This window comes from Micromonospora sp. RP3T, assembly GCF_003027925.1.
Classification (GTDB): Bacteria; Actinomycetota; Actinomycetes; order Mycobacteriales; family Micromonosporaceae; genus Micromonospora.
Map to the genome: position 1 here is coordinate 30,020 of NZ_PYPS01000036.1, position 11,599 is coordinate 41,618.

At 73.0% G+C, this 11,599-nt stretch carries 15 protein-coding genes; 7 read left to right on the forward strand and 8 right to left on the reverse strand.

Annotated elements, in window-relative coordinates; genetic code table 11:
• Positions 1-68: 68 nt before the first annotated feature.
• Together C8054_RS25260 and C8054_RS25265 are read left to right on the forward strand one after the other, a co-directional pair.
• Complete coding sequence (locus C8054_RS25260) at positions 69-602, forward strand: nucleotidyltransferase domain-containing protein (protein ID WP_107160964.1); 534 nt, start codon at positions 69-71, stop codon at positions 600-602.
• A 118-nt stretch (positions 603-720) separates the two neighbouring features.
• Entirely contained in the window at positions 721-1,686 is a 966-nt protein-coding gene (locus C8054_RS25265; RefSeq protein ID WP_107160966.1) for a dienelactone hydrolase family protein, read from the forward strand.
• Between the two features lie 52 nt (positions 1,687-1,738).
• On the opposite strand, the gene C8054_RS25270 is transcribed toward C8054_RS25265, so the two are convergent.
• The 3 genes from C8054_RS25270 to C8054_RS25280 all read right to left on the reverse strand — a co-directional run bounded on the left by C8054_RS25270 (position 1,739) and on the right by C8054_RS25280 (position 4,440).
• Positions 1,739-2,701: a zinc-binding dehydrogenase gene (locus tag C8054_RS25270; protein ID WP_199199910.1), complete on the reverse strand. Its 963-nt coding sequence runs from the start codon at positions 2,699-2,701 to the stop codon at positions 1,739-1,741.
• 76 nt (positions 2,702-2,777) lie between these two features.
• The gene (locus C8054_RS25275) at positions 2,778-3,953 is read right to left on the reverse strand and encodes an NADP-dependent malic enzyme (protein WP_107160968.1); all 1,176 of its coding nucleotides are present in this window, start codon (positions 3,951-3,953) and stop codon (positions 2,778-2,780) included.
• A 151-nt stretch (positions 3,954-4,104) separates the two neighbouring features.
• Positions 4,105-4,440, reverse strand: a complete 336-nt coding sequence (locus C8054_RS25280) for a S24 family peptidase (RefSeq protein WP_107160970.1) — start codon at positions 4,438-4,440, stop codon at positions 4,105-4,107.
• A 53-nt stretch (positions 4,441-4,493) separates the two neighbouring features.
• On the opposite strand from C8054_RS25280, the gene sodN reads away from it, so the two are divergent.
• Genes sodN through C8054_RS25295 form a run of 3 tightly spaced genes read left to right on the forward strand, consistent with a single transcriptional unit; the run spans position 4,494 to position 5,859 of the window.
• Entirely contained in the window at positions 4,494-4,898 is a 405-nt protein-coding gene (gene sodN / locus C8054_RS25285) for a superoxide dismutase, Ni (protein ID WP_107160972.1), read from the forward strand.
• Entirely contained in the window at positions 4,895-5,455 is a 561-nt protein-coding gene (locus C8054_RS25290; RefSeq protein WP_107160974.1) for a GNAT family N-acetyltransferase, read from the forward strand. The genes sodN and C8054_RS25290 overlap by 4 nt, the downstream gene beginning before the upstream one ends.
• Positions 5,452-5,859 (forward strand): ATP-binding protein, encoded by a 408-nt coding sequence (locus C8054_RS25295; protein WP_107160976.1) that lies wholly within the window; start codon positions 5,452-5,454, stop codon positions 5,857-5,859. The genes C8054_RS25290 and C8054_RS25295 overlap by 4 nt, the downstream gene beginning before the upstream one ends.
• Here the strand turns inward: C8054_RS25295 and C8054_RS25300 are convergent.
• Entirely contained in the window at positions 5,853-6,260 is a 408-nt protein-coding gene (locus tag C8054_RS25300) for a hypothetical protein (protein ID WP_107160978.1), read from the reverse strand. The two genes, C8054_RS25295 and C8054_RS25300, sit on opposite strands and share 7 nt — an antisense overlap.
• Positions 6,261-6,303: 43 nt before the next feature.
• On the opposite strand from C8054_RS25300, the gene C8054_RS25305 reads away from it, so the two are divergent.
• Both C8054_RS25305 and C8054_RS25310 read left to right on the forward strand, forming a co-directional pair.
• On the forward strand, positions 6,304-7,254 hold the full coding sequence (locus tag C8054_RS25305; protein ID WP_107160980.1) for a diacylglycerol kinase family protein: 951 nt from the start codon (positions 6,304-6,306) through the stop codon (positions 7,252-7,254).
• A gap of 442 nt (positions 7,255-7,696) precedes the next feature.
• Positions 7,697-7,954, forward strand: a complete 258-nt coding sequence (locus tag C8054_RS25310; RefSeq protein WP_013288358.1) for a WhiB family transcriptional regulator — start codon at positions 7,697-7,699, stop codon at positions 7,952-7,954.
• Between the two features lie 99 nt (positions 7,955-8,053).
• Here C8054_RS25310 and C8054_RS25315 read toward each other — a convergent pair whose 3' ends face one another.
• The 4 genes from C8054_RS25315 to C8054_RS25325 are packed head-to-tail and all read right to left on the reverse strand — an operon-like array spanning position 8,054 to position 11,392.
• Positions 8,054-8,791 (reverse strand): sirohydrochlorin chelatase, encoded by a 738-nt coding sequence (locus tag C8054_RS25315; RefSeq protein ID WP_233220178.1) that lies wholly within the window; start codon positions 8,789-8,791, stop codon positions 8,054-8,056.
• A complete protein-coding gene (locus C8054_RS25320) occupies positions 8,773-9,531 on the reverse strand; it encodes a phosphoadenylyl-sulfate reductase (protein WP_107160982.1) in 759 nt (252 codons plus the stop codon). The genes C8054_RS25315 and C8054_RS25320 overlap by 19 nt, the downstream gene beginning before the upstream one ends.
• A complete protein-coding gene (locus C8054_RS32370) occupies positions 9,528-9,686 on the reverse strand; it encodes an IS1 family transposase (protein WP_146179967.1) in 159 nt (52 codons plus the stop codon). The genes C8054_RS25320 and C8054_RS32370 overlap by 4 nt, the downstream gene beginning before the upstream one ends.
• Complete coding sequence (locus C8054_RS25325; protein WP_107160984.1) at positions 9,683-11,392, reverse strand: nitrite/sulfite reductase; 1,710 nt, start codon at positions 11,390-11,392, stop codon at positions 9,683-9,685. Before C8054_RS25325 ends, C8054_RS32370 begins: the two co-directional genes overlap by 4 nt.
• Positions 11,393-11,599: the final 207 nt, after the last annotated feature.

Genomic DNA, 11,599 nt, shown 5'->3' on the forward strand with positions numbered 1-11,599 from the left:
TCCTTGATCACCGGGGCCAGGCGGTCGGGACAGTGGGAAGGGGCGGAGCTGGGGTAGGTTCGGGCTCAGTGGAGGGGCTGGTGGAGCGGCAACTGGGCGCGATCCGCGAGGTGGTCGAGTTGGCCGGCGCGGACGGCATCGAGGTGTGGCTGCGCGGCGGCTGGGCGATGGACTTCCACCTCGGGGCCGTGAGCCGGCCGCACGTCGACGTCGACTGGTACTGCTGGCGTCGCGACGCCGACCGGCTGGCCGACCGGCTCGGCGGGCAGGGCTGGCGAGCCGACCCGCGGATGCCGGCCGCGCAGCAGCTCGACCTGCTGCGGGGCGACGTCGAACTGAGCTTCGCCTACCTGGAGCGGGACGCGGCGGGCCGGGTGGTGGTCGGCGCCGGGCCGTGGGCGGGCACGCCCCTGCCGGCGGGGATGCTCGACGCGCCGGCCGGCCGGATCGGGTCGCTCACCGCACCGGTGATCAGTGTCACCGCGCAGATCGAGTTCAAGGAGATGTTCCCGGTCTGGATGCCGGAGCGGCCCCGCCGCGCGAAGGACGCCGCCGACCTGGCCCGCCTCCGGGCCTCGGTCGGCGGCCGTCCGGCGGGCTGACCGACCGCCGCTCGCCGCCCTAGGTGTTAAGCGGGGGCCCCTCCTCTACCGCAGGCGTTAACAGGGGGCCCCTCCTTACCCGCCAGTCCGGCGGGGGACGCGAGGCACAATCGAGGGCATGCGTTGTCGTCCCGTCGTTCTGGTCGCCGCCGTTGCCCTGCTCGGCGTCGGTCTGGCCGGCTGCTCGGAGCCGACCGCCCCGACCGGGCGGCCCGCCCCCGACACGTCTCCGAAGAGTGCCACCCCGACGCCCCGCGTACCCGCCGGCAAGGCACCCGCGACGAGCTTCGCGGTCGGCGTACGCCAGCTGAAGCTGAACCGCGACGGTGATCGACCGTTGCCGGTGTCCCTCTGGTATCCGGCGGCGGGCCCGGCCGGCGGCGCGGCGAAGCGGTCCCTCCCGGCGGCGGCCGGGCGGTTCCCGGTGGTGGTGTTCAGCCACGGGCTGGGTGCCCGGCCGGAGGACTACCAGGTGTTGCTGACGCGCTGGGCGGCGGCCGGGTTCGTGGTGGCCGCGCCGCGCTTCCCGCACACCGGGCGGGGCGGCGACGGCAATCCGCTCGACGTGCTCAACCAGCCGGCCGACGTGTCGTACGTGCTGAGCCGGGTGCTCGCGCTCGACGCGACGGCGGGCGATCCGCTGCGCGGCCGGCTGGACCCGGACCGGGTGGCCGCGACCGGGCACAGCGCCGGCGGGGTGACCACCATCGGGCTGTTCACCACCGGCCGGGACGAGCGGCTGGACGCGGGCATCGTCTTCGCCGGTACGGCGCTCGGCGTGGGCACCGCGTTCGCCGGCGCCGCCGCACCGCAGTTGTTCGTGCACGGCGAGGCGGACGAGGTGGTGTCGTACGCGGCGGGCAGGGCCGTCTTCGACGCGGTGCCGTGGCCGAAGGCGATGCTCAGCCTGCCGGAGGGTGACCACGGCCGGGCGCTGCTCGGCGACGGGGAGGCGCTGCGGGTGGTCGCCGACACCACTGTCGAGTTCCTGCGCTGGACGCTCTACGGCGACCCCACCGCAAAGACCCGCCTCCCCGCAGACGCCACCCGAGGCAACCTGGCCACCCTCGACGACCGGCTGTAAGGCGGGGCCCCTTGTTAACGCCTCCGGTAGAGGAGGGGGCCCCGCTTAACACTCACGCCGTGTGGTCGACGACCACCTTGCCGAAGACCTCGCCGGAGTGCAGCCGGGCGAACGCGTCGGAGATGTCGCTGAACGGCACCACCCGGTCCACCACCGGCCGGACGCCGTGCTCGGCGCAGAACGCGAGCAGCTCGGTCAGCTCGTCCGGGGTGCCCATGGAGGTGCCGAGGATCTCCAACTGCATGGCGAAGACGCGGCGCAGGTTGACAGCGGGCTCGTGCCCGGCGGTCGCGCCGGAGACCACGATCCGGGCCATCGGCGCGGCCGACTTCAGCGAGTGGTCGAACGTGGCCGCGCCGACCGTCTCGATCACCACGTCGACCCGTTCCGGCAGACGCGCGCCGGGCTCCAGCGCGGTGGCGCCCAGCGCGGTGATCCGCTCCCGCTTGGCGGCGTCGCGGCTGGTCGCGTACACCCGCTTGCCGAGCGCGACGGCGAGCGCGACGGCCGCGGTGGCCACGCCCCCGCCGGCGCCCTGGACCAGCACCGACTCGCCGTCGGCGACGCGGCCCTTGGTGGTGAGCATCCGCCACGCGGTGAGCCAGGCCGTGGGCAGGCACGCCGCGTCGGTCGCCGCCAGGCCGTCGGGCAGCGGCAGCAGATTCATCCGGGGTACGGCGACCAGCTCGGCGAACGTGCCGGGGAAGTGCTCGGAGAGGATGGAGACGCCGCGCGGGTCGCCCGGGGTGGGCACCACCGGGTAGATGACCACCTCGTTGCCGTCCGGGTCGGTGCCGACCGCGTCGCAGCCGAGGATCATCGGAAGCTGGCCGGCGGTCAGGCCCACGCCACGCAGCGACCAGAGGTCGTGGTGGTTGAGCGAGCTGGCCCGCACCCGCACGGTGACCCAGTCGTCCTGCGGGTGGACCGGCTCGGGACGGTCGCCGACGGCGAGCGCGGCGAGCGGGTTGTCGGCGTCGAAGGCCGAGGCATAGGCGGCACGCATGATCGGCACGGTAACAAGCTGAGCGGGCGTTAAGAAGGGGCCCTTCCTATGCGAAATGCGATAAGAAGGGGCCCCTCCTTACACCTCAGTGGCGGGCGACCCCGTCGCGGCGCGCGGCTTCGGCGACCGCCTCGGCCACCGCGGGGGCGACGCGCGGGTCGAGCGGGGACGGCACGATCGCGTCCGCGGTGAGCGACTCGGCCACCACGCCGGCGATGGCGTCGGCGGCGGCCACCTTCATCCCGTCGGTGACCCGGGTGGCCCCGGCGTCCAGCGCGCCCCGGAACACGCCCGGGAAGGCGAGCACGTTGTTGATCTGGTTGGGATAGTCGCTGCGCCCGGTGGCCACCACCGCGACGTGCCGGGCGGCCACCTCGGGGTGCACCTCCGGCGTGGGGTTGGCCAGCGCGAAGACGATGCCGCCGGGGGCCATGCCGGCCACCGCCGCCTCAGGGATCTGCCCACCGGAGACGCCGACCAGGACGTCCGCGCCGCGCAGCGCCTCGGTGATGTCGCCCTGGCGGCCCTCGGCGTTGGTCAGCTCGGCCAGCTCGGCCTTGGTGCCGGTCAGCTCGCGGTGCCGGCCGATGATGCCGCGCGAGTCGCAGACCACCACCCGGGCCGGGTCGACGCCGCCGGCGATCAGCATCTTCGTCACCGCCACGCCGGCCGCGCCGGCGCCGCTGACCGCGACCCGCAGGTCACCGAGCTTGCGGTTGAGCAGCGTCGCCGCGTTGCGCAGCGCGGCCAGCACCACGATCGCGGTGCCGTGCTGGTCGTCGTGGAAGACCGGGATGTCGAGCGCCTCGTCCAGCCGGCGCTCCACCTCGAAGCAGCGCGGCGCGCTGATGTCCTCCAGGTTGATGCCGCCGAACGAGGGCGCGAGCGCCTTGACCGTCGCCACGATCTCGTCGACGTCCTGGGTGTCCAGGCAGACCGGTACCGCGTCCACGCCGCCGAACTGCTTGAACAGCACCGCCTTGCCCTCCATCACGGGCAGCGCGGCACGTGGGCCGATGTTGCCCAGGCCGAGCACGGCGGAACCGTCGGTGACCACGGCGACGGTGTGCGACACCCAGGTGTAGGTGTCGACGAGCGCGGGGTCGGCGGCGATCGCCTCACAGACCCGGGCAACCCCCGGGGTGTACGCGAGGGAGAGGTCCTCCCGACTGGTCAGCGGCACGGTGGAGGTGACGGCCATCTTGCCGCCGAGGTGGAGCCGGAAGACGGGATCAGCGGGGTCCGGGGTGGACGCAGACATGGTGACTCCAGGATCTGTCGAGCAGACGGACCGGCCGGCGCGGTCGGCGGTGGTCAGCGACCGGCGGGGCGGCGGTGCGGGGGTCACCCGGGCACGTTCCGAGCATAGCCACGCACCGGCTCCCAGGATGTGAGCGGGGTCATATCCATGGCTACCCCTGCCGGCCCCTGATCCGTCCCGGACGCGGCCACCACCGCGCCACCACCCGGCCTTGGACGTCGGCCACGCCGTACGCCCGGGAGTCGTCGGTGACCAGGTCGTTGTCGCCGCGCAGCCACCAGCCGCCGTCCCGTGGCTCGACCGCGCGCTTCACCACCAGCAGGTCCGGTCGGCTGCGGAAGACCGCGACCACCACGTCGCCGGCGCGGACCGGCCGGCCACCGGTGCGGACCAGCACCGCGTCGCCGTGGCGCAGCGTCGGCGACATGGACGGGCCGGTGATCAGCACGGGCAGCACGGGTTTCACCTCCCGCCCGCTGGAAAGCATCTCCAGGAGTAATGTCGTCTTGGATCATCGCAAACATCCCATGGAGGACCCTGATGCGCCTTCCCCGCATCCTCACGCCCCGGGTGACCGCCAGTGCCCACTGTGACCTGCCCTGCGGCGTCTACGACCCGGCCCAGGCCCGGATCGAGGCCGAATCGGTCAAAATGATCTGCGAGAAGTACCAGGCGAACACCGACCCGGAGTTCCGGACCCGCGCCATCCTGATCAAGGAGCAGCGGGCCGATCTGGTCAAGCACCACCTGTGGGTGCTCTGGACCGACTACTTCAAGCCGGCGCACTTCGAGAAGTACCCGCACCTGCACCAGCTCTTCAACGAGGCCACCAAGCTGGCCGGTGCGGCCGGCGCCAAGGGCGGCACCGACCCGGCCAAGGCCGACGAGCTGCTCTCGAAGATCGACGAGATCTCCAAGATCTTCTGGGAGACCAAGCAGGCGTGACCTCGCCTGGCACGGCACCGACGATCCGGCCGGTACGTCCCGAGGACGTACCGGCCGTCGTCGCGATGGTGCACGAACTTGCCGCGTACGAGCGCGCCCCGGAGCAGTGCCACCTCACCGTCGAGCAGCTCCACGCGGCGCTCTTCCCGAGCGCTCCGGCGCTGTTCGGGCACGTCGCGGTGGACGCGGCGGACGAACCGGTGGGCTTCGCGCTCTGGTTCCTCAACTTCTCCACCTGGGCCGGTGTGCACGGCATCTACCTGGAGGACCTCTACGTCCGCCCGGACGCCCGGGGCACCGGCGCCGGCCGGCAACTGCTGGCCACGCTGGCGGCGATCTGTGTGGAGCGCGGCTACCAGCGGCTCGACTGGTGGATGATCAACTGGAATCCGGCGGCCCGCTTCTACTCGTCCATCGGGGCCACCCCGATGGACGAGTGGACGCCGTACCGGCTGGCCGGGGCCGCGTTGCGCGACCTCGCCGCGCGGGCGACGCCCGCGCCCACGCGCCCGGCCGCCCGACCGGGTAGAGTCCCGCACCGGGGGGATGAGGCGTGACTCAACTGACCGGGCAGCCGACGACGGACGACGACGTCGTGCACCTCACCGTGCCCGCCGACGGTGGTTACCTCGGCGTGCTCCGCACCGCCACGGCCGGGCTCGCGGCCCGGCTCCAGTTCGCCCTCGACGAGATCGAGGATCTGCGCATCGCGGTGGACGAGGCGTGCGCCATGCTGCTCGCGATCGCCACCCGCGACGCCGAGCTGGAGTGCCGCTTCGCGGTCACCGAGGACGCGCTCACCGTCGAGGTGACCGTGCCGACCGTGCGGGGCGCCACGCTGCCGTCCGAGTCGTCCTTCGCGTGGAAGGTGCTCACCGCGCTGACCACCGGGGCCGGCGCCAAGGCGGTCGACGGTCGCGCCACCATCTCGCTGCTGACCCGTCGCGCCGGCGGCTATTGAGCGTCCGGTCGCGCGCCGAAGCCGAGCGCCCGGTTGGTGGGACCGCTCACCAGCAGCGCGACCATGCCGACCCCGAGCGCCATCAGCGGCAGCCCGAGCCAGCCGAGCCCGCCGGAGATCATGTACCACCCGATCGGCAGCAGCATGAGCTGGAGCACGATGGCCGGTGCGCGGGCGCCGGACCGACGCCGGGACAACGCGCCGCCGAGCGCCCAGAGCACGACGGCCCCGGCCACCGCGAACGCGGTGATCAGCAGCGCGGACGTGAGGTCCGTGGTGCGGGCGGTGAGGTCGGACCAGATCAGCCACACCGCGATCAGCCCGAGCGCCACCGCCTCGACGCGCAGCAGGAGCACCGCCGCGCGCAGCGGGCCGGGGGCCGGGTCCGAGTCGATCGTCACGGCCGTCACGATACCGGTGGGTAGGCGCGGTAATGTGCCGCCCATGCGGGCCGTCCTGGTGGTCAATCCGAAAGCCACCACCACGAGTGAGCGCAGCCGGGACGTACTGGTCCGGGCGTTGCGTAGTGAAGTCGACCTGTCGGTGCGCTACACCCGCCGGCGGGGCCACGCCATGGATCTGGCCCGGGAGGCCGCCCAGGAGGGCGTCGACCTGGTGGTCACGCTCGGCGGTGACGGCACCGTCAACGAGGTGGTCAACGGGTTGATGGCGGCGGAGCCGCCGACGTTCCGCACCGGGCCGACCTCGGCCGAGCGACTGCCTGCGCTGGCCACCGTGCCGGGTGGTTCGACGAACGTCTTCGCCCGCGCGCTCGGGCTGCCGCGGGAGTGGCCGGACGGCACCAGCATGATCCTGGAGGGGTTACGCCTGGGTCGGTCCCGCACGATCGGGCTGGGCCGGGCGGACGACCGCTACTTCACGTTCTGCGCGGGCTTCGGGTTGGACGCGGCGGTCATCCGCCGGGTGGAGCAGGCCCGCAAACGGGGTCGGGTGTCCACCCCGGCGCTCTACTTCCGGTCCACGGCGAGTCAGTACTTCGTCGGCTCGGACCGCCGCCACCCGTCGATCACGTTGGAGCGTCCGGGTGAGGCGCCGGTGACGGAGCTGTCCACCGCCATCATCCAGAACACCGCGCCGTGGACGTACCTCGGCGACCGGGAGATCAACCCGAACCCGGAGGCGTCGTTCGACCTCGGGCTGGATGTGCTCGCGCTGCGACAGCTCAAGGTGGCCAGTACGGCACGGACAGTGACGCAGTTCTTCTCCCGGCAGCCCGATCCGCACGGCAAGCAGGTGCTCCGCCTGCACGACTTGCCGGAGTTCACACTGCTCACGGCGCGTCCGCTGCCGTTCCAGCTGGACGGGGACTACCTCGGCGAGCGGGAAAAAGTCAGATTCACCTCCGTACCCGCCGCACTGAGAGTAATCTGCTAGGCCTCGGGTATCCCCGTCGGTTGACGCGGACCCCACCGCGAGGGTGAGGGCCGCCACGCCGAGGAAGGATGCCGGAAATGTCAGCAACGTCACGCAGACCGTACTATATTGATCCTCGACTGTGGCACGCCGGGTAACGAGAGCCCTCGCAAACCGGGACAAACGGGTGGTGAGGCCGCTCACTGTTCGGAGTTTTTCCGAGCGTCACCCTTGACATCGCTGTAGTTCGTGAAAGTATTCACAAGCGAACTCGTGTTACCGGGACATTGCCTGGATATGCTCGTCAGGTTGAGCTGTTCCAGCAGGTCCAGGGGCCCGCAGCCTGCTCACGCAGAGCCGAATTGACGGATGCTGACCGTCACCGATCGGCAATGCGGATGCATATAGGAATAGCAACGAAGCGTTATCTGGCCACCCACTAAGAATGAGGAGTGTTGCCGCCATGGACTGGCGCCACGATTCGGTCTGCCGCGACGAGGACCCGGAGCTGTTCTTCCCGATCGGGACGTCCGGCCCGGCTCTCCTGCAGGTGGAGCAGGCCAAGGCCGTCTGCCGGCGCTGCCCCGTGACCGACCAGTGCCTGCAGTGGGCGCTGGAGTCCGGTCAGGACGCCGGCGTCTGGGGCGGGATGAGCGAGGAGGAGCGCCGCGCGGTCAAGCGCCGCGGCGGTCTCCGGGTACTGCGCGCTCACTCCGCCTGACCCACTCACGCCGCACGCCCCGGCCGGGATCCCGGCCGGGGCGTTCTGCTGTTCCGGAAGCCGGTCAGGCCCGGGGGCGTCCGCGCTCCGGGCCGCCGCTCAGGCCGCCGCCACCACCCGCTGCCACACCAGCTCGGCAAGCTCCGGGAGGTCGGTGAGCGGGTCGGCGACCGCCACCGCACCGGCCGAGCGCGCCGCCGCGCGTACCCCGTCGTGGAACCGGCCCGGCGCCAGGAAGTAGGCGGCCACCGCGACCCGGCGGGCACCCGCCGCGTGCAACCGCCGCACCGCGCCACCCACCTCCGGAGGCGCCGCCGAGGCGTACGACACCCGGCAGGGCACGCCCAGCCCGGTGCCGAGCGCCGCGGCGACCCGCCCCACCGAGGCCCGCGCGGCGGCGTCCCGGGTGCCGGCCGCGGCCAGCACCACCGCGTCCGCGTCCGCACCGGCGGCCTCGTCCAGCCGGCGTCGCAGGCCGGCCAGCAGCCGACCGTCGACCACGCCGCCGGTCGGCCCCAGCACCTCGGTCACCCGCACGTCGAGGCCCGCGCCGGCCGCCGCGACCGCCGCCGGGATGTCCACCTTCCGGTGGTACGCGGCGGTCAGCAGCAACGGCACCAGGACCACCCGGGAGTGCCCGTCGGCGGCCAGTCGCCGCAGCACGTCGGCCGGCCCGGGATCGGTGTGGTCGAGCCAGGCCGGCAGCACCGACCGGCCGGGACAGCCGGCGCCCACCGCCCGGGCCAGCGCCCGCGTCGCCTCCGCCGCGCGCGGGTCACGGCTGCCGTGCGCCACCAGCACCACCGGTGACGCGTCGGTCAGGTGTGCAGGCCGCACTCGGTCTTCTCGAACATCGCCCAGCGCCCGGCCCGCGGGTCCTCCCCCGCCTTCAGGCGGCGGGTGCACGGCCAGCAGCCGATCGAGCCGTAGCCCTTGGCGAACAGCTCGTTCACCGGGATGTCGTGGCGGGCCACGTACGCGTCCACCTCACGCTGCGTCCAGGCGGCGATCGGGTTCACCTTGACCTTGCCGCGACGCGGGTCGAACCCCACCACCGGCGTGTTCGCGCGGGTCGGCGACTCGTCCCGGCGCAGCCCGGCGGCCCAGGCGTCGTACCCGGCCAGCGCCCGTTCCAACGGCTCCACCTTGCGCAACTGGCAGCAGTCGTCCGGGGACCTGTTGAACAGGCGGGGCCCGTACTGGCCGTCCTGCTGGCCGACGGTCATCCGGGGACGGATCGAGCGGACCCGCACCGGCATCCGCCGGGCCACCTCGTCGCGCACCCGGAGCGTCTCCGGGAAGTGCAGCCCGGTGTCGAGGAACACCACGTCGACGCCGGGCGCGACCCGGGAGACCAGGTGCGCCAGCACCCCGTCGGCCATCGAGCTGGTCACGCAGAACCGCTCGCCGAACGTCCGCACCGCCCAACGGGCGATCTCCAGCGCGGGCGCGTCCGCCAGCTCCCGCCCGGCCTCCTCGGCCAGCGCGCGCAGCTCCGCCGGGTCCCGCCGCGCCGGGTCGGCCGGAGCCGCGCCGCCGACCAGACCCAGACCGGCGGCGGAGACCAGGCCGGTCACCGGGCCACCGCCCGGCTCAGCAGCCCGGTGAACTTCACCGAGAAGACCCGCGCGCAGGCGTGGCACTCCCAGGCGCCGTGCCCGGCCTCGTGCGGTCGCAGGTCCTCCTCCCCGCAGTACGGGCAGTAGAGAGGCGCAGATCGAGCGTCACTCACCGGAGCTCCTCCTCGTCGACTCTGATGACCCAGTTGGCGAAGCTCTCGCCGTCGGTCCGACCGGCCAGGTAGCGGCGGGCCAGCCGTTCCACGTACTCCGGAAGCTCGTCGGCCGTGGTCTTCAGGCCGCGCAGCTTGCGGCCGAAGCCGGCGGTCTGCCCGGCGGCCATGCCGAGGCCGCCGCCCAGGTGCACCTGGAAGCCCTCGACCTGCCGCCCGTCCGGACCGACCACGAGCTGGCCCTTGAGCCCGATGTCCGCGACCTGGGTACGGGCGCAGGCGTTCGGGCAGCCGTTCAGGTGGATGGAGATGTCCGCGTCGAAGTCCCGCAGCCGCTCCTCCAGCCGGGCCACCAGCTCCTCACCGCGCCGCTTGGTCTCCACGATGGCCAGCTTGCAGAACTCGATGCCGGTGCAGGCCATGGTGCCGCGCCGCCAGGCCGACGGCCGGGCCTCCAGACCGATCCCGCGCAGCGCCGTCACCAGCTCCTCGGTCCGCTCCGGCGCGACGTCCAGCACCAGCAGCTTCTGGTACGGGGTGAGCCGCACCCGGCCGCTGCCGTGCGCCTCGACCACGTCGGCCAGCGCGGCGAGCTGGGTGCCGGACACCCGGCCCACCACCGGGGCCGCGCCGACGTAGTTCGCGCCGTCGCGCTGCGGGTGCACGCCGATGTGGTCGACCGGCTTCGCCGGCAGCTCCGCGGCCGGCCCGTCCAGCAGCGCCCGGCCCAGGTACTCCTTCTCCAACACCTCGCGGAAGTGCTCCACGCCCCAGTCCGCGACCAGGAACTTCAACCGGGCGCGGTTGCGCAGCCGGCGGTAGCCGTAGTCACGGAAGATGCCGACCACGCCGGCCCACACGTCCGGCACCTCGTCCAGCGGCACCCAGACGCCGAGCCGCTTGGCCAGCATCGGGTTGGTGGAGAGCCCGCCGCCGACCCAGACGTCGAAGCCGGGACCGTGCTCCGGGTGTTCGACCCCGAGGAGCGCGATGTCGTTCGCCTCGTACGGCGTGTCGACCAGCCACGAGATCGACGTCTTGAACTTGCGGGGCAGGTTGGAGAACTGCTTGTCGCCGACGTACCGGCGGACGATCTCGTCGATGGCCGGGGTCGGATCGAGCACCTCGTCCCGGGCCACGCCGGCGACCGGGCTGCCGAGCACGATCCGGGGGCAGTCGCCGCACGCCTCGGTGGTCTGCAGGCCGACCGCCTCCAGCCGGCGCCAGATCTCCGGCATGTCCTCGACCCGGATCCAGTGGTACTGGATGTTCTGCCGGTCGGTGATGTCGGCGGTGTCCCGGGCGAACTCACGGGAGATCTCCGCGACCACCCGGAGCTGGGCCAGGCTGAGCTGACCGCCGTCCACCCGCACCCGGAGCATGAAGAACTCGTCCTCCAGCTCGTGCGGCTCCAGCACGGCGGTGCGCCCGCCGTCGATGCCGGCCTTGCGCTGGGTGTAGAGCCCCCACCAGCGGAACCGGCCGCGCAGGTCCTGCGGGTCGATCGAGGCGAAGCCCCGGTGGGCGTAGATGTTCTCGATCCGGTCCCGCACGTTCAGCGGGTCGTCGTCCTTCTTGATCCGCTCGTTGGGGTTGAGCGGCTCGCGGTGCCCGAGCGCCCACTGGCCCTCGCCGCGCGGCCGGCGGGGTGCCCGGGCGACGGGAGCCGAAGCGTCCGAGCGGGTGGGGGTGCTGCTGACCGCCATCGCGGCGTCCTCCGTTGTCTGCTGCGGTGCCTGGGAGCGCGGACGCGGCGGCCGGCCCTGGGGAGGGCCGTGGACGGCGGTGTCGCTGACGGCCGGCGCGGAGCGCCCGAGACAAATGGGTCGGGCGTCGTCAGTGGGCCGGACAGATCGCGCTGCGCACGCGGCCGTAGTCGACGTGGCGACGGGCCACGAAGCGGCGGACGACAG

Excerpts from the sequence above, each read along its gene's own strand:
- C8054_RS25265 (WP_107160966.1), top strand. The coding sequence starts at position 721 with ATGCGTTGTCGTCCCGTCGTTCTGGTCGCCGCCGTTGCCCTGCTCGGC.
- C8054_RS25275 (WP_107160968.1), bottom strand. The coding sequence starts at position 3,953 with ATGTCTGCGTCCACCCCGGACCCCGCTGATCCCGTCTTCCGGCTCCAC.
- C8054_RS25280 (WP_107160970.1), bottom strand. The coding sequence starts at position 4,440 with ATGCTTTCCAGCGGGCGGGAGGTGAAACCCGTGCTGCCCGTGCTGATC.
- sodN (WP_107160972.1), top strand. The coding sequence starts at position 4,494 with ATGCGCCTTCCCCGCATCCTCACGCCCCGGGTGACCGCCAGTGCCCAC.
- C8054_RS25305 (WP_107160980.1), top strand. The coding sequence starts at position 6,304 with ATGCGGGCCGTCCTGGTGGTCAATCCGAAAGCCACCACCACGAGTGAG.
- C8054_RS25310 (WP_013288358.1), top strand. The coding sequence starts at position 7,697 with ATGGACTGGCGCCACGATTCGGTCTGCCGCGACGAGGACCCGGAGCTG.
- C8054_RS25325 (WP_107160984.1), bottom strand. The coding sequence starts at position 11,392 with ATGGCGGTCAGCAGCACCCCCACCCGCTCGGACGCTTCGGCTCCCGTC.